Genomic DNA, 15,485 nt, shown 5'->3' with positions numbered 1-15,485 from the left:
ATTCGAGTTAGGGTGGCTGTATGAAGCGACTATTGATCCTGGCCTTTCTGACCGCGAGTTCGGCTTGGGCCGCAGAATGGCCAACCAAACCCGGTGACGTGCCGCTGACGCCTGCGGAACTGGACGCGCTGGCCGGGCGCACGCTGACGTTCTACGATGATGGTCAGTCGAAATTCTCGGCAGGCGGAGCATATTCTTATACCTATGCCAGCGGAGAGTCCGCGTTTGGCACCTATTCGATTGCCGAGGATGGCAGCGTCTGCATTCAGTATAGAAACGGGTTTAGTCGTTGCGATCTATACGTACGCAGTGGCGAACGTTTGATCCTGATTGACAAGAAGGGGCACCGTTACCCGGTGCGGCCCGACTGAAGTCACGCTTTCTTAGCGGTATGTCTCTGCAGGTCTTTTCCCGGCGGATTACAGCGCAATGTTTCAGATTTGATTGCAGCACATTAAAATCACGGAAGACTACACCCTAAACCAACAGCAACGATCCATCAGTGGAGAAGTCAAGTGAGCGACGAAACCGAAAAAAATCTGGCCCTAGGTAAACAGCGCAGCTCACACGGTCGTCAGCAGGAAGAGGGCGTTCTCGTGATCCGCACCGTAGCGATGCCTGCGGATACGAATCCGTCCGGTGATATTTTCGGAGGTTGGCTGATGTCGCAAATGGACCTTGCTGCGGGGAATATGGCGGGCCGGGTCTCGCAAGGGCGCGGGGCTACGGTTGCGGTTGAAGCGATGCAGTTCTTGCGTCCGGTCAAGGTGGGAGACGAGGTGACCCTTTATGCAACCTTGCGCAAGGTCGGGCACACGTCCATACGCATCCATGTCGATGTGTGGGCGCGCCCGAGATATTCCGAAAAGGCCCAAAAGGTCACGGATGCGGATTTCGTGTTTGTCGCTCTGGATGACGAGGGCGCGCCACGGCCTGTCTTCGCAGACATGTAACGCCTAGTCCGGCGATCATTGGGCGCGGCATTAGACATTCGAAACGGAGTTTAAACTTCACAGTTGGGACATTTGTGAGCGCAGCAGCGAAGGACTGAACCAGATTGTTGATTACACGCCGATTGGAAGGGTTTTTGCACCGCTCAGATGCATGAAATGGGTCGCGAAGCCCATGTTAAAGTCGGCGCTTGCAGTCCAATTCAAGTATTCATCCAGGGCTTTGGCGTTGTTTTGCATTCAGGAAGCGCTTGTGCTTCCAAAACTTCGGCAGGTTGGGCTTCGTGTTCAAGATTGGCGCCGCCAATTTGGCGTTGTCGGGGAGCACTGAAGTCTGGTCAAGTCGTGCTCGAAGTGCATCAGTTCGATGCCAATGCCAATGCCAATGCCAATCATGGCCAGAGTGGCCACGAAGCCAACCAGAACAAAGATAGTGAATGATTTGTCTTCTCAAGCCGCTAAGAACTTGTTTTTCTGCCTGTTCTAAATGAGTTGAATTTAGCTGCTAACAGAAAGTGGCATAGGGTTGATCTACAGCTTATTCAGAAGTTCAGCCGTCGGCCATGCATCTGCAGGTAGTCCAAGGCGAGCCTGCTCGGCCTGAACCGCGGCCCGTGTTCCTGCCCCTAAAATACCGTCGATTTTGCCAACGTCATAGCCACGCGCCTGCAATTTGCTTTGCAGTTGTTTCATTTGCGCTCCTGACAGTCCGGGCGCTGGGTTGCCTGCGTTGTAAATCTGGGCGCCCTCAAGCCTTGTCCCGAAATAAGCGGCGGTCAGAACATAGACAAAACTCTGGTTCCATTCGAAATAGACGTCAAAATTTGGATAAGCCAAAAAAGCTGGACCATTGTGGCCCTGCGGCAAGATCAGCGAAGCGGGCAGGTCTGCTAGATCTCCGTTTCGGGCCTGAACACCCATCCCCTGCCAATCTGATATCGGGCGCGGTTTGCCGGGGCCGGACAAAGACCAATCCATTTGCGCGGGCACCGCCACCTCTTGCAGCCACGGCTGGCCCGCTTGCCAGCCCAGATGCGACAACATTTTGGCCCCCGACAGCAGAGCATCGGGTGCCGAGGTTTTCAATGAGACTTTGCCATCGCCATCTCCGTCGACCCCGTTTTCAAGAATGTCACGAGGCAGCATTTGGACCATGCCGATCTCTCCGGCCCAAGCACCTGTAGTGCGTGAGGGATCGAAATTGCCTTGGCTGTAAAGCTCAATGGCCGCGAAGATTTGCGGCCGGAACAACTCGGGTCGACGGCAGTCATGGGCCAACGTCACCAGCGCGTTGCGGGTGTTGAAATCGCCCTGAAAGGCGCCGTAGTCGGTCTCGAACGCCCAGAAGGCCAAAAGTACCCCGCGCGAGACGCCATATTCGGCCTCGACCCGATCGAACACCGCGTCGTATTTGCGCGACATGGCTTGGCCGCGTTCGATCCGATTTTGTGAGATCAGGTGGCGAGAAAAGTCGATGAAAGGTTTCTGGAAGACACCTTGCGCGCGGTCGGCTTTCAGTACAGCGCCGTCTTGTTGCACGCCTTTGAAGAATGCGTTGACGGTGGCTTTGTCGAAACCCTGTTGCACAGCCTCTGCCTTCAACCCTTTGACGAAGGAGTTGAACCCGCCGCCACATTGGGCCAAGGCGGGAGAGGCGAATAGGGCGGCGACGACAAAACCGGGAAGAAAGCGCATGAACGGGTCCATCAGATTATAAAGCTGACCCCAACCCACACTGACAGAAGGCCAAGTGCAAGCCCCCACACAGTCCATAGCATGTCACATGCGCGGAAAACCTCCGGCGCACCGATTTCGCGCGGAGCATTGCCGTTCACCCAAGCAAGATCACGGATCTGTCCGTCATAGCTGCGCGGACCCGCAAGCGCCACGTTCAGAGCGCGCGCCATGGCGGCCTCGGGCCATCCAGCGTTGGGGGAGACATGGCGGCGCGCATCCGCTACCATCTCGGACCAGCGCGCCCACTGCCCGGATAGCGCAACGATCATTACGCAGGTCAGGCGTGCGGGGATCAGGTTTAGAAAATCGTCCAGACGTGCGGCGGCCCAGCCGAAGTCACGATATTTTTCGGTGCGGTAGCCGATCATACTGTCAGCCGTATTAATGGCTTTGTACACGAGCAATCCAGGCACACCCGCGATCAGAAACCAAAAAGCGGGTGCGATGACCCCATCGCTGAGGTTCTCAGCGGCGCTTTCGATTGCCGATCTGGCGACCTGAGCCTCGGTCATGTCGCGCGTGTCGCGAGAGACAATCATCGCCACTTTGGTCCGCCCCTCGGTCAATGAGGTGCGCAACCCGTCGCCCACGTCGCGCACATGCGCCACCAGCGATTTCTGTGCCAGCAATATGGCGCAGATAATAATCTCGATCACCGGCCCCAATAGCGACAGCACACGCCCGAGGGTCAATGAACCAATCACCAGCACCAACACTACGGCAAGACCTTTCAACCGTCGCTGCGCCCCGTGGTTCAGGCGCTTGTCCAGCCACCCGATCACGTTGCCTATCATCACGGCGGGATGTCGGACCCGCGACCACAGCCAGTCAGGCTCGCCGAGTGCCGCGTCCAGGCTCATGGCGCAAATCAGCAGGAATGTGGTGCTCACAAAGCGGCCTCCAACCTGTTCCAGCCACCCGCAGGCGGCAGACCCAGACGCAAATAGGTTCGCGAGTAGGGAAAGACCCGGCTCCAGATATGGGCGCGAGCTAAACGGTCTTGCCACGCGGCGGCGTCATCGACTTCATACAGCCGGAACAGAGTGGTTCCGCCCACAAGGCTGGCGCCATTGGTAGTCAGAAGGTTGTCCATCCGGTCTGCTTCCAAGCTTAGGCGCTGTCGTGTACCGTTCGCCCAGTCAGTGTCTCGCAGGGCTTTTTCGCCAATCCGCAGCGCGGGGCCAGAAACACTCCACGGTCCGGTCAGATCGTTGAGCCGAGCGATCAGGTCGGGATGACCAATGGCAAAACCCAGCCTCAGGCCAGCCAGTCCCCAGAATTTACCAAAGCTCTTCAAGATGACCACGCCAGGCTGATTGGCGAGGTGAATCAGAGAAAATTCTGGACTGACATCGCAAAAGCTCTCGTCGATCACGGTCAACGATGCGTTGGCATCGGATTCCTGCCAGACACGGCCGTCCGGATTGTTCGGATGCACGATGACACGGGCTTCAGCTGGGCCATTGGGTTGAACAGACCAGTCTTGGGCCACAAAGGCGGCCGCGTGTTCATTGTAGGTTGGCGTGGTGATCTGAACCCGGGCTGGTGTGGCGAGTGCTGGAATACGAGCAATAACAGCAGACGCGCCAGGTGCGGGCAGGATCGCCGCCTCCTCCGGCACGGACCAGAACCGGCGCGCGGCATCTGTCAGCCGTTCAAACGCGCCGTGATCGGGCAATTCCGTCCAGTCTGAAGGGGTCAGCCCTGAAACCTCATAAGGATGCGGGTTGATGCCGGTCGACAGATCAACCCAGTCATCGCGTGATCCGCCGTAGGTCGCGATGGCCCCGTCCAGCCCTCCGCCGTGGTCGCGCGCCGCGCGGGGGTTTAAGTTTTCGTCATGGCTCGCCATCGGATTCTCGTCGGAATTGCCTGTTTGAGCCCGTATCAAGCGGATTTTCGCCGTTTACACAAGCAAATCTGCGGGATGTGGGGCCGGGACAGGCGGCGTTAACACTTTGTTAAGGAAATGGCGTGATCACAATTTACGGGGGTCGGCACCACGCGTTCTATCAAGTGCCGAGGTTATTGCAAATGAATGTTTTGATTGTTGAGAGTAACCCCGATCTGGGGCGGGTTTGGAAAAGGCATCTGGAGCGGCACGGTGCTGAAGTAACTTTGGTGGCCGGGCAGGAAGCAGCTATTCTTGCGCTGTATGGCCAGGAATTTGAGATCATCGTGCTGGATTTGGTGCTTGAGACCGGCAGCGCATTGGCGGTGGCCGATTTCGCTAGCTACCGCCGCCCCGAGGCGCGGGTGATCTTTGTCACCAACACCACCTTTTTTTCGGACGGGTCGATCTTTGCCCATAGCCCGAATGCCTGCGCCTACGTGCAAAGCGCAACACCGCCAGAGGATCTGGCGGCGATGGTGGAACACTACGCAGCGGGCCGTTGATCGCGGCCATGGGCCGCCATGTAGTCCAGTTCGGGGTTCACCGGGATGATCCGGTTCGGGTTAATCGTCTCGTGACTGTAGTGATAGTGACGCACGATGTGACTCATGTTCACGGTCTGCGTTACACCGGGCCACTGGTATAGTTCGCGGGTGTAGGCCCACAGGTTCGGGTAGTCGATCAGGCGCCGTTTGTTGCATTTGAAGTGCAGGTGATAGACCGGGTCGAACCGGATCAGCGTGGTGAACAGGCGCCAGTCGGCCTCGGTCACGCGATCACCCATCAGATAACGGTTGCCGCTAAGGCGGTCTTCAAGCCAATCCAGTGTTTCGAACAGGGGATGAACGGCTGCGTCATAGGCCTCTTGCGTGGTGGCAAAACCGCATTTGTATACACCGTTATTGACGTTGGAATAGATACGCGCGTTGACCTCTTCGATCTCGCCTCGCAAATCCTCAGGCCAGTAATCATCGGTGTTGCCCGTGATCCCATCGAAGGCCGAGTTGAACATCCGGATAATTTCCGAGCTTTCGTTCGAGACGATGATCTCTTGCCGCTTGTCCCACAGGATCGGCACGGTCACGCGGCCGGAATAACTGGGGTCGGCCTTAGTATAGATCTGATGGGCGAAGTCTAAACCATACAACCCGTCGCCCGTTGCACCATGATCATCTGCCTCAAACGTCCAACCTTTGTCCAACATGTCCGGATGGACCACCGAGACCGAGATCAAGGCAGTCAGCCCCTTCAACTCACGGAAGATCAGCGTCCGATGGGCCCAAGGGCAGGCGAGACTGACATAAAGGTGATAGCGCCCAGGTTCGGCTTTGAAGCCGCCCTTACCGGACGGACCTGCGCTGCCATCAGCGGTTAGCCAGTTGCGAAACTGCGCTGCGCTGCGCTTGAAGGCGCCGCCTGTGGATTCAGTGTCATACCAGGTGTCGTGCCATTTGCCTTCGACCAACAGGCCCATTGGAATTCCTCCGCATTGCGTTTCCGCAAACATAGGCGCTAGAGCCGCGCCTTCCCACATGGTCCACCGCGCAGTAACCCTGCGCTTGCGCACAGGGCGGATTGAGATTTCCGCGCAACAGACGGCACGCGCGCGGATTTATGTGGCTGCCTTCACTGGATTTTTACAGTCAGCACGGCACAATGGAGTCCATTGCACGGGGGACTAATTGCTATGACGACCTATGTTTCAAAGGAAATAAGCGCTGAATTGGATGCAGCGCGAATCGCTGGATTGAAAAAGACAAGCCGCCTTCGTGTCGAGGTTGGCGACAATGCCTTTAAAATCCTCAGATTGTGGAAAGACGGCTTTACGGTTGAGGCGGCCACGACGCCCCAATTGCGCGGCCTTGTCGATATCTACGACGGCGCGCGTCATCTGTACCAATGCCTGATTATCGCGGATGATGAAGAGGCGGGCGAGATGCGCTACGAGTTCAAGCGCAGTACCGCCGCAGCCGACAAGGCTCCGTTAGATTTTTATCGCGCACCCAACGCGCCAATTGCCCTGTTGGGGCACGAGGATTAAGGGCGGATTTCGACGACAGTTCCGTTGGGTGTCAGGCTCCAAAGCCGCGCCATTTCTGTGTTAGAGAGCGCAACGCACCCTTCGGTCCAATCTCCGGGAAGGGTCAGGCCGACCACACCATTTGGTTGACCGTGGATGAAAATATCACCACCCGGGTCAATGCCCAAAGCGTTTGCGCGCTCAACGTCCTCGGGCTGTGGGTAGTCGATACCTAGTGACAGGTGAAAGGCGCTCTGCGGATTGCGTCGGTCGATCGTAAACGTCCCGATTGGTGTTTTGCCGTCCCCTTCCTGTTGTTTGTCACCCTCGGGCGCGAAGCCCAGTGCAATATCCTCCTGCATAACAACCGCGCCGTCCAAAGTTGCGGTAAGACGGCGCGCAGATTTCTCAATGAGAATGTGGTCAATCTGCGCAGCTTCGGGCGCCAGAGGAGGTGCAGGTTGGCGAGGGCCAAAGTGATGCCAGCTAATCCATGCCGCAGCCGTTAGAAGGACCACCAATGTTATGAGGGTGAACCTCCGCATCATTATTGGAGATCAGCAAACGCCTGCTTCAAACGGGCGCATGCCTCTTCAACACGTGCGCGTTGGGTGGCCAGATTGAACCGCTCGAAGCTCTCTCCGCCCGTGCCAAAGCCGGGGCCGGAAGAAGTGGCGATCTTGGCCTCTTCACGCAGGCGTCGGACAAACTCGTCGTGATCCATGCCAGTGCCCGAAAAATCGACCCATGCAAGATAGGTAGCCTGCAAAGGCATCGACCACAGGCCGGGAATGTCGGCGATAGTCACGTCGAACAGTTTGCGATTGCCCTCAAGGTGGGCAACCTGTTCATCGACCCACGCAGCACCTTCCGGTGTGTAGGCAGCCGTGATCATGGTCACTCCCAACGCGCTGGGGGCATAGTCCAGCGTGTGCAGACGATACCGCATCGCTGCGCGCAACTCGGAATCGGGAATGACCATGTTGCCGGTGCGCTGGCCTGCGATGTTGAACGTCTTGGACGCGGCCGTCAGCGTTACCGTCCACGGTCGCGCATCGGGCGCGGCCACATCCATCGGCACATACTTGTGACCAGGATAAACCAGATCGTGGTGAATCTCGTCCGAGACTAGGATTAGCCCGTTCCGCTCGGCAAACGCGGCTACCGCACGTAACTCGTCCGGCGTCCAGACCCGCCCCGAGGGGTTTTGCGGCGAACACCACAGCAGCATCTTCTCGGACCCGTCCAGCCGCGATTGTGCGTCGTCCAGATCAATACCATAGCTGTCGCCTTCACGAACCAGCGGGCATTCCACAACGCGACGGCCGGATTTGTCTACCTTATACGCAAACTCATGGTAGACGGGGGTGAAGATCACCACACCGTCTCCTGGTTCGGTCCAAACGTCCAGACACAGGGCGATTGCATTGCCCAGCCCCTGCGAAGTCAGCACCCAGTCGGTGTCGATTTCCCAGTTATGGCGGTTTTTCATCCACCACTGGACCGACGACAGATAATTTGGATGCGTCCAGGAATAGCCAAAGACGCCGTGATCGGCCGCTTCGCGAACCGCCTCGATCACGCAAGGTGCGGTGGGATAGTCAGAATCTGCGGTCCACATGGCCAAGCCGTCCTGCGGCGAGACGCCATACAGCTGTTCCATCTTGTCCCATTTTGAACTGTTGGTTCCCCGGCGGTCGATCAAGTCGTTGAAAGTCATGTCTGCTCCATCTGTCCGGACGAAAGCTAGCCACAATTCCAGCAGGCGCAAGGGGGGGCGTTGCGGCGGGGGGCGGGATGGCCTAAATCAACCTCATGAAACGCAATATCCTGATCCATCCCGACCCACGTTTGAAAAAGGTCTGTGCCCCGGTCACCGACCTGTCGGACGAGCTGCGCACATTGGCCGACGACATGCTTGAGACCATGTATGACGCGCCTGGTATTGGCCTTGCCGCGCCACAGATCGGTGTGCTGGATCGGCTGATCGTACTGGACTGCGTCAAGGAAGAGGGCGAAGCTGCCCGCCCGCTGGTCATGTTCAACCCCGAGGTCATTGCGTCGTCGGACGAAACCAATGTCTACGAGGAAGGCTGTCTGTCGATTCCCGAGCAATTCGCAGAAGTCACCCGCCCCAAAGTGGTGGACGTGACGTGGATGGATCGCGACGGCAACCTGCAGCAAGAAACCTTTGACGGGCTCTGGGCGACTTGCGTGCAGCATGAGATCGACCACCTAAACGGCAAGCTGTTCATTGATTACCTCAAGCCACTGAAACGCCAAATGATCACGCGCAAAATGCAGAAGTTGAAACGCGAGCGGGCTCGCGCATGACCGTTCGTACTTGTCTGCCTTGGCCTGATAAGCGCCTACGATCCGAGGCCGAAGACGTCGCCGAGATCACCGATGAAATCCGCGCCATCTGGGACGATATGATTGACACGATGGAGGCGATGCCCGGCGTCGGCCTCGCCGCCCCGCAGATTGGGGTGATGTTGCGATTGGCGGTTGTGGATGGATCGACCGAGCGGGGCCGTGCGGTGCGACTGGCCAACCCCGAGGTCCTTCATAGCTCGATTGAGTTGCGCGAACACGAAGAAGCCAGCCCGAACTTGCCAGGTGTTTCGGCCAAGGTGAAGCGTCCGCGCGCAGTCACGGTGAAGTACCTGAACGAGCAAGGCATGATCGACCGCCGTGATTTCGTGGGTATCGAGGCCACAAGCGTGCAACACCAGATCGACCATTTGAACGGCCGGATGTATTTTGACCGTCTCAGCAAGGTTAAGCGCGACATGCTGCTGCGCAAAGCCAAGAAGCAGGGATAGATATGCGCGTCGTCTTCATGGGTACGCCCGATTTCTCAGTCCCGGTGCTGGATGCGCTGGTTGAGGCCGGGCATGAGATTGCTGCTGTCTATTGTCAGCCGCCACGGCCGGCGGGTCGGGGCAAAAAGGATCGTCCAACACCGGTTCACGCAAGGGCGGAGGCGCTGGGCCTAGAGGTTCGTCACCCGGTCTCGCTGAAATCGCCTGAGGAGCAAAACGCCTTCGCGTCGCTGAACGCCGATGTGGCTGTCGTCGTTGCGTATGGCCTATTGCTGCCGCAACCTGTTCTGGATGCACCCGTGCAAGGTTGCCTGAACATCCATGCAAGCCTGCTGCCGCGCTGGCGCGGGGCTGCGCCGATCCATCGGGCGATCATGTCGGGCGATCACGAAACGGGCATCTGCATCATGCAGATGGAGGCCGGGCTGGACACCGGCCCGGTGCTGCTGCGTCAGGCGACACCTATCAAGTCCGAAGAAACCACCGCGCAGCTGCATGACCGACTGTCGGAGATGGGAGCTGATCTGATCGTCGAGGCGTTGAACCGCCTGCCCGAAATGACGCCAGAACCACAGCCTGACGACGGCGTGACCTATGCCTCCAAAATCGACAAGGCCGAGGCGCGGGTGGACTGGACCCGCCCGGCGGCAGAGGTGGATCGCCAGATCCGTGGCCTGTCTCCGTTCCCCGGAGCCTGGACCATGATCGAAGGCGACCGTGTCAAGTTGCTCGCCTCGCGTCTGGCCGAGGGGCAGGGTGCGCCGGGAGAGGTTCTGAATGACACACTCCGGGTGACCTGTGGCGAAGGGGCAATTGACCTGCTGCGCCTGCAACGGGCCGGGAAAGGGGCACAGGATACGGAAACCTTCCTGCGGGGTTGGCCAGTTGTGGCAGGAACCCGCCTGAGATCGGAGTAAGCCTGATGTTCATGATCCTGATGGGCACCGTCGTGATTGCAGGGATCGTCGGTTACCTCTCCGAAAAAACCGGCTTTACCCACAATGGATACCTTCCCTCGGTCATCATTTGCGTGGGCGGTGCGTTCCTGTTCTACTTTGTCCGCATCATGTTTGGCGTTAGCTTTGGCCCGCCCGGTTTGGACGCCGTCCTGTCGTCCATCGGCGCGCTGATCATCGTGCCGACGCATTGGAGGAAATAGCTTGCCCGTCATCGCCCTGATCGTTATCGGAGCCGCCGCCGGATTTCTGGCCACCCGGTTGATGCGGATCGAGGCGGACATTCCCACCACCATGTTGATCGGCATCGTGGGTGCTCTGGTCGGCGGGTTCCTGTTGCGTGCGCTGATAACCGTGTCCGGATGGCTGTCGGGCTTTGTCGGTGCGGTGCTGGGCGCTTTGCTGGTGATCTGGATTTGGCAGACCTACGTCCGCCGCTAACCTCTTGACCTTTGGGTAGGTTCACGGCCAGATCGCCGGAACGCTCGACCCGAAAGGTGCCCCATGTCACATGATCTGAATCCCGGAGACGTCGCCCTGATGGGGGTGCCGCTGGATTTGCATTCGTCCTTTTTGCAAGGGCCAGCATTTGCCCCGGGCCGCATCCGCGAGGCGCTGCATTCCGGGGCGGCCAACCTGACTGCCGAGGATGGCACCGATCTGGGGGCAACTGATCGATTCAAGGACACTGGCGATCTGGATGTGTTTGAGATGGTGGGACAAGAACCCATCGACCGGATCGAAGCTGGTGCCGTCGATCGGATCGCAAGCGGCGCGCGGTTGTTGTCACTGGGGGGCGATCACTCGGTGGCCCATCCGCTTATCAAGGCGCATTCAGAACGATATAAGGGGCTGAATATCCTGCATATCGACTCGCACCCTGACCTCTACGACAGCCAGCAGATCGGTCCGCTGGGGCATGGCTGCCCGTTCGCACGAGTGATGGAGACATGCCGGATCAACCGTCTGGTGCAGGTTGGCATCCGCACTATGAACAAGCACCAGCAGGAGCAAGCCGACAAGTTCGGGGTCGAGGTGATCGACATGCGCAATTGGCGCCCAGATCTTGAAATTCGCTTTGACGGTCCGGTTTACCTTTCGCTGGATTTGGACGCGTTGGACCCGGCGTTTGCACCGGGCGTCTCGCATCACGAACCCGGCGGCCTCAGCACGCGTGAGGTGATTGACCTGATCCACAGGTTTGAAGGCCAGTTGGTCGGTGCGGATATTGTCGAGCTGAACCCCCATCGCGATCCCTATGGCATGACTGCCATGGTGGCAGCGAAATTCGTCAAAGAGATCGGCGCGCGGCTGCTGACCCGCTAGCGTTCGTCGCAGATTGCAGCAGTCCCAAGTCGAGGGGTTGCGCGGGTGGTCATATCGTACCGGTTCGCCTCGGCCGAGGTCATCCAGTGCATCTCGCCTTCCGGGGCGGCATCCAGCGAGAACCAATAAAAGTCAGGATCGACGCCGATGTCCTCGAAATAGTCGAGGTATCGGCCATGTTCGGGGTGACCTTCGGGCAATTCTGTGGCGACATAACCGCCACCGCTCCAACTGTGCACCCCCACGCACGCGCCGGGTTCCAGCACGCGCCGGTTGCCTGCCAAAAACAGATCTGTCCCGCCCGAGGCCACCAGCCCGTTTGACGGCACCACCGTATCGAACCTCTCCTCTCGCACCACGCGGCTGAAAACCACATTCGAGTCATCATCGACCGAGCCTTCGATATTTTGCAGCACTAGCGTCTTGATGTCGGGATTCTCATCCATGACCTCTTCAAACGCGCTGAGCGTTGTGTGGTCGATCGTGCCCGATGCAACGATCTGATCCCCTTCGGCGATGAAGCTGACAGGAGTGTATTGGTCCGCACACGCTGCCAGCAGCAGTGCCGCGGCCAAAAATGAAACTCGGAGGGTCATCGCGATCTATTGCCCGTTTCTGCCCTATTGCCGTGGCGGTCGGGCCTTGTAAACAGGCAATTGCCAGCCAAACAGCAGCGACCCGGCGCGTAAGGCCCAACAAACCAAGGCGCATAAACCCAATGCCAGCAGACCCTCAAGCCCGAGACGAGTTGCAAAGACTGCGGTCAAAGCTCCGGCAAAGGCACAAGAGACATAAAGCTCGCCCTGTTTCAGCACCAGCGGCACCTCGTTGCAGACCACATCGCGCATCAGCCCGCCCAGACAGCCGGTGGTAACACCCATCAACACGACGATGATGCCGGACTGGCCCAGCGACAGAGCCGCGCCCGTGCCAGCGGCCACCGCGATCGACAAGGCGAAGCTATCCAGCCAGACCAGCCAATTGTACCGGCTTTCCATCAGATGGGCAGTGAAAAACACCAACATCGCCGCCCCGCAGGCAATCAGGATGTAATCGGGTTGACCGACCCAGAACACGGGATGCCGGTTCAGCAGCAAGTCCCGTACCGTGCCGCCACCCACGGCCGTCAGGCAGGCGATGAAGGCGAACCCCACCAAATCCAACTGCGCCCGGCTGGCGACCAGCGCGCCGGTCAGGGCAAATACCAGAACCGAGGCATAGTCCAGCAGAGCCAGGCCGCTCAAGATTTTGCCTTTTTCGGCTTGAACGGGGCCATGCCCGCACGGGCAAGTTCGTCGGCCTTTTCGTTTTCGGGGTGACCAGCGTGGCCCTTGACCCATTCCCAGGTCACATCGTGCCGGGTTTGCGCCTCATCCAACCGCTGCCACAGATCGACATTCTTAACGGACTTCTTGTTCGAGGTCTTCCAGCCGTTCCGCTTCCAGCCGAAAATCCAGCCGGTCACGCCGTTCTTCACATAGGCGCTGTCTGTGACGACGGTGATCTTCGAGGCCCTCTCCAGTGTCTCCAGCGCGCTGATAGCGGCCAGCAGTTCCATGCGGTTGTTGGTGGTCTCGGCCTCACCGCCTTTCAACTCTCGTTCTTTCAGGACGGTTTCGCCATCGACCGCGCGCAGCAGCACGCCCCAGCCTCCGGGGCCGGGATTGCCGGAACAAGCGCCGTCGGTATAGGCAAACAGTTCAGGCATGGGCCAGCACCAGAATGAACCCGTCGTAATTCCCGGCCAGACCCGCTCCCATGCCGGTAGTGATCCGGTCGATGGTGAATCCGGCCTGGGTCAAAGCTTCTTCGATCTCGGTCTGCGAGAAATAAGTGTAGTAGCGCTCCAGATCATCGCGATGGTCACCAGTGCCCAGTTTCAAGCCGAGGAAAAAGGTGCCCTCGGGTTTCAGCGCCCGGTGAATGGAGGCCAGATGGCGCGGGAACTCCGCGCGTGTGGCGTGCAGAAGAGAAAAGCTGGCATATACACCATCGTACTCCTCCTCCTCGGTCACGTCGTCAAACGTACCCAGATGCGCATCGACGCCGTTTTCCCGCGCATACTCCACAAAGGCGGGGGTGGGATCCAGCGCCCTCACTGTCAGACCCTCGCGCATGAAAAAGGCGCTGTCCGATCCGGGGCCAGAGCCGAGATCCAGAACATGACCTGTGCCGACAGCCTCGGTAAAGGCCATGCGGGCTTCAATCTGCTCCGGCGGCAGCGGGACTTGTAGGTACTCGGCCACGCGTGTCGCATAAGCGTTGATCGTTTTTTCGTCGGTCATAGGTATACTCCAACAGCCAGACAGGCGAGCACAATGGCCGTCAGCGTTACACGCAATCGAAGCCACCAGATCGGGGTCAGCCGCCAATAGGCAAAGATGGCGTCCAGCACCAGCAGTCCGGCAAAACCATACATCAGGTTGATCCCGGCGCTGATTGGTCCTCCGCCGGTTTTGAAAAACGCCCAGAGCGCAGGCAGAACGGACAGCGTATAGAAGGTCGCGGCCTTGCTACCAGAGGTCTTAGTGGCGAACCCCCACAAAACACCTGACATAAAGCTGAGGATCACCGAGCCGTAGAACAGTTGGACATAAGGCCCCACAAAGCGCGAGCCAAATGCTTGTGTGCCCCATGCGTGCAGGTCATCGCTCAGATAAGTCAACGCGCCCCAGATGAACGGGATCAGCCCTGCCAAACCTAGGATCAGCGGAGCCCTTGGAACTCCGTTCATGCGGGTACTCTCAATACACGCGGGACCTTGAACTCGACATTCTCGACGGCGGTTTCGACCAGTTCCACGGTCACTTCGTAGTGGTCCCGGAAAGCGTCGATCACCTCGTTGACAAGCACTTCGGGAGCCGAAGCCCCGGCGGTGATGGCGACGGACGATATGCCTTCCAGCGCCCGCCAGTCAATCTCGGTCGCGCGCTGCACAAGTTGCGCATAGTCACATCCTGCGCGCGAGGCGACTTCGACCAGGCGGCGCGAGTTCGAAGAATTTGGCGCACCGACGACCAGCAAAGCATCTGACTTCGGCGCTACGGCTTTGACCGCCTCTTGTCGGTTGGTGGTAGCGTAGCAGATGTCTTCCTTGTGCGGACCGACGATGGCAGGGAAACGTGTCTCGAGCGCAGCAATAATGTCCTTGGTGTCATCCACCGACAGGGTCGTCTGGGTGACAAAGGCTAACTTTTCCGGATCGCGCACCTGCACGGCAGCAACATCCTCCACCGTTTCGACCAGAAGAACCTCGCCCTCTGGCAACTGTCCCATAGTGCCGACGGTTTCAGGATGGCCCTTGTGGCCGATCATGATCATTTGCAGACCGGCATCGGCGTGACGCTGCGCTTCCACATGGACCTTGGAGACCAGCGGGCAGGTGGCATCGACATAGATCATCTCGCGCTGGGCGGCTGTGGCGGGTACAGATTTCGGAACGCCATGAGCCGAGAAAATCACCGGTCGGTCATCGGGGCATTCGTCCAGCTCTTCGACAAAGACCGCACCTTTTGCGCGCAGACCGTCGACGACGAATTTATTGTGCACGATCTCATGGCGCACATAGACGGGTGCGCCCCATTTTTGCAGCGCCATTTCGACGATCTTGATGGCGCGGTCGACGCCGGCGCAGAATCCACGCGGGGCGGCAAGGTACAGAGTCAAAGGGGGCTTGGTCATGTCACGGTCTCCATAGGCCACAGGTAAGTCTTTTCTCAGCCTTGGTCCAGACGAGACCTTGTCATTAACCTGACATGAATCAGTGCTAGCCAGTAG

Annotated in this window: 23 protein-coding genes; 11 read left to right on the top strand and 12 right to left on the bottom strand. The window is 58.6% G+C overall.

Annotated features, from left to right (window positions below):
- The first annotated feature begins 20 nt into the window (after positions 1-20).
- The 3 genes from ABLN94_RS21000 to ABLN94_RS20990 all read left to right on the top strand — a co-directional run bounded on the left by ABLN94_RS21000 (position 21) and on the right by ABLN94_RS20990 (position 1,391).
- Complete coding sequence (locus tag ABLN94_RS21000) at positions 21-371, top strand: hypothetical protein (protein WP_352996129.1); 351 nt, start codon at positions 21-23, stop codon at positions 369-371.
- 243 nt (positions 372-614) lie between these two features.
- On the top strand, positions 615-953 hold the full coding sequence (locus ABLN94_RS20995; RefSeq protein ID WP_352996258.1) for an acyl-CoA thioesterase: 339 nt from the start codon (positions 615-617) through the stop codon (positions 951-953).
- A 156-nt stretch (positions 954-1,109) separates the two neighbouring features.
- The gene (locus tag ABLN94_RS20990; protein WP_352996127.1) at positions 1,110-1,391 is read left to right on the top strand and encodes a hypothetical protein; all 282 of its coding nucleotides are present in this window, start codon (positions 1,110-1,112) and stop codon (positions 1,389-1,391) included.
- 90 nt (positions 1,392-1,481) lie between these two features.
- On the opposite strand, the gene ABLN94_RS20985 is transcribed toward ABLN94_RS20990, so the two are convergent.
- The 3 genes from ABLN94_RS20985 to ABLN94_RS20975 are packed head-to-tail and all read right to left on the bottom strand — an operon-like array spanning position 1,482 to position 4,539.
- Complete coding sequence (locus ABLN94_RS20985) at positions 1,482-2,645, bottom strand: lytic murein transglycosylase (protein WP_352996126.1); 1,164 nt, start codon at positions 2,643-2,645, stop codon at positions 1,482-1,484.
- Positions 2,646-2,656: 11 nt separating this feature from the next.
- A complete protein-coding gene (gene cbiB, locus ABLN94_RS20980) occupies positions 2,657-3,577 on the bottom strand; it encodes an adenosylcobinamide-phosphate synthase CbiB (protein WP_352996124.1) in 921 nt (306 codons plus the stop codon).
- Positions 3,574-4,539 carry a threonine-phosphate decarboxylase gene (locus ABLN94_RS20975; RefSeq protein ID WP_352996122.1) on the bottom strand — a complete coding sequence of 322 codons (966 nt, stop codon included), beginning with the start codon at positions 4,537-4,539 and terminating at the stop codon, positions 3,574-3,576. The genes cbiB and ABLN94_RS20975 overlap by 4 nt, the downstream gene beginning before the upstream one ends.
- 182 nt (positions 4,540-4,721) lie before the next feature.
- On the opposite strand from ABLN94_RS20975, the gene ABLN94_RS20970 reads away from it, so the two are divergent.
- Positions 4,722-5,084, top strand: coding sequence for a response regulator transcription factor (locus ABLN94_RS20970; RefSeq protein WP_352996120.1), 363 nt, complete (start codon positions 4,722-4,724; stop codon positions 5,082-5,084).
- On the opposite strand, the gene ABLN94_RS20965 is transcribed toward ABLN94_RS20970, so the two are convergent.
- Complete coding sequence (locus ABLN94_RS20965) at positions 5,066-6,055, bottom strand: glutathione S-transferase family protein (RefSeq protein ID WP_352996118.1); 990 nt, start codon at positions 6,053-6,055, stop codon at positions 5,066-5,068. The two genes, ABLN94_RS20970 and ABLN94_RS20965, sit on opposite strands and share 19 nt — an antisense overlap.
- A 213-nt stretch (positions 6,056-6,268) precedes the next feature.
- Here ABLN94_RS20965 and ABLN94_RS20960 point away from each other — a divergent pair, with 213 nt between their 5' ends.
- Entirely contained in the window at positions 6,269-6,622 is a 354-nt protein-coding gene (locus tag ABLN94_RS20960) for a hypothetical protein (protein ID WP_352996116.1), read from the top strand.
- Here ABLN94_RS20960 and ABLN94_RS20955 read toward each other — a convergent pair.
- Together ABLN94_RS20955 and ABLN94_RS20950 are read right to left on the bottom strand one after the other, a co-directional pair.
- Positions 6,619-7,149, bottom strand: coding sequence for a L,D-transpeptidase family protein (locus ABLN94_RS20955; RefSeq protein ID WP_352996114.1), 531 nt, complete (start codon positions 7,147-7,149; stop codon positions 6,619-6,621). The genes ABLN94_RS20960 and ABLN94_RS20955 overlap by 4 nt on opposite strands.
- Positions 7,149-8,321 carry a MalY/PatB family protein gene (locus tag ABLN94_RS20950; RefSeq protein WP_352996113.1) on the bottom strand — a complete coding sequence of 391 codons (1,173 nt, stop codon included), beginning with the start codon at positions 8,319-8,321 and terminating at the stop codon, positions 7,149-7,151. The genes ABLN94_RS20955 and ABLN94_RS20950 overlap by 1 nt, the downstream gene beginning before the upstream one ends.
- A gap of 95 nt (positions 8,322-8,416) precedes the next feature.
- Between ABLN94_RS20950 and def (ABLN94_RS20945) the strand changes: the two genes are divergently transcribed.
- The 6 genes from def (ABLN94_RS20945) to speB all read left to right on the top strand — a co-directional run bounded on the left by def (ABLN94_RS20945) (position 8,417) and on the right by speB (position 11,708).
- The gene (def, locus tag ABLN94_RS20945; protein WP_352996111.1) at positions 8,417-8,935 is read left to right on the top strand and encodes a peptide deformylase; all 519 of its coding nucleotides are present in this window, start codon (positions 8,417-8,419) and stop codon (positions 8,933-8,935) included.
- Positions 8,932-9,426, top strand: a complete 495-nt coding sequence (def, locus tag ABLN94_RS20940; RefSeq protein ID WP_352996110.1) for a peptide deformylase — start codon at positions 8,932-8,934, stop codon at positions 9,424-9,426. Before def (ABLN94_RS20945) ends, def (ABLN94_RS20940) begins: the two co-directional genes overlap by 4 nt.
- A 2-nt stretch (positions 9,427-9,428) precedes the next feature.
- Positions 9,429-10,343: a methionyl-tRNA formyltransferase gene (gene fmt, locus ABLN94_RS20935; RefSeq protein WP_352996108.1), complete on the top strand. Its 915-nt coding sequence runs from the start codon at positions 9,429-9,431 to the stop codon at positions 10,341-10,343.
- Between the two features lie 5 nt (positions 10,344-10,348).
- A complete protein-coding gene (locus ABLN94_RS20930) occupies positions 10,349-10,585 on the top strand; it encodes a hypothetical protein (RefSeq protein WP_352996107.1) in 237 nt (78 codons plus the stop codon).
- A 1-nt stretch (position 10,586) separates the two neighbouring features.
- Positions 10,587-10,823 (top strand): GlsB/YeaQ/YmgE family stress response membrane protein, encoded by a 237-nt coding sequence (locus ABLN94_RS20925; protein WP_352996106.1) that lies wholly within the window; start codon positions 10,587-10,589, stop codon positions 10,821-10,823.
- A 63-nt stretch (positions 10,824-10,886) separates the two neighbouring features.
- Positions 10,887-11,708, top strand: coding sequence for an agmatinase (gene speB / locus ABLN94_RS20920; protein WP_352996104.1), 822 nt, complete (start codon positions 10,887-10,889; stop codon positions 11,706-11,708).
- Here the strand turns inward: speB and ABLN94_RS20915 are convergent.
- The 6 genes from ABLN94_RS20915 to ispH are packed head-to-tail and all read right to left on the bottom strand — an operon-like array spanning position 11,705 to position 15,389.
- Positions 11,705-12,304, bottom strand: coding sequence for an alpha/beta hydrolase (locus ABLN94_RS20915; protein ID WP_352996102.1), 600 nt, complete (start codon positions 12,302-12,304; stop codon positions 11,705-11,707). The two genes, speB and ABLN94_RS20915, sit on opposite strands and share 4 nt — an antisense overlap.
- Before the next feature lie 24 nt (positions 12,305-12,328).
- On the bottom strand, positions 12,329-12,952 hold the full coding sequence (locus tag ABLN94_RS20910) for a trimeric intracellular cation channel family protein (RefSeq protein ID WP_352996101.1): 624 nt from the start codon (positions 12,950-12,952) through the stop codon (positions 12,329-12,331).
- A complete protein-coding gene (rnhA, locus tag ABLN94_RS20905) occupies positions 12,949-13,416 on the bottom strand; it encodes a ribonuclease HI (RefSeq protein WP_352996100.1) in 468 nt (155 codons plus the stop codon). Before rnhA ends, ABLN94_RS20910 begins: the two co-directional genes overlap by 4 nt.
- Complete coding sequence (locus ABLN94_RS20900) at positions 13,409-13,993, bottom strand: class I SAM-dependent methyltransferase (protein WP_352996098.1); 585 nt, start codon at positions 13,991-13,993, stop codon at positions 13,409-13,411. The genes rnhA and ABLN94_RS20900 overlap by 8 nt, the downstream gene beginning before the upstream one ends.
- Complete coding sequence (locus ABLN94_RS20895; RefSeq protein WP_352996096.1) at positions 13,990-14,442, bottom strand: DUF3429 domain-containing protein; 453 nt, start codon at positions 14,440-14,442, stop codon at positions 13,990-13,992. Before ABLN94_RS20895 ends, ABLN94_RS20900 begins: the two co-directional genes overlap by 4 nt.
- Complete coding sequence (ispH, locus tag ABLN94_RS20890; RefSeq protein ID WP_352996094.1) at positions 14,439-15,389, bottom strand: 4-hydroxy-3-methylbut-2-enyl diphosphate reductase; 951 nt, start codon at positions 15,387-15,389, stop codon at positions 14,439-14,441. Before ispH ends, ABLN94_RS20895 begins: the two co-directional genes overlap by 4 nt.
- Positions 15,390-15,485 lie beyond the last annotated feature (96 nt).

This window comes from Ruegeria sp. SCP11 (assembly GCF_040329455.1).
GTDB classification, from domain to species: Bacteria; Pseudomonadota; Alphaproteobacteria; order Rhodobacterales; family Rhodobacteraceae; genus Ruegeria; species Ruegeria atlantica_E.
Note: the sequence above shows the minus strand (reverse complement) of the source record. Positions and strands in the feature narration are given on the sequence as shown.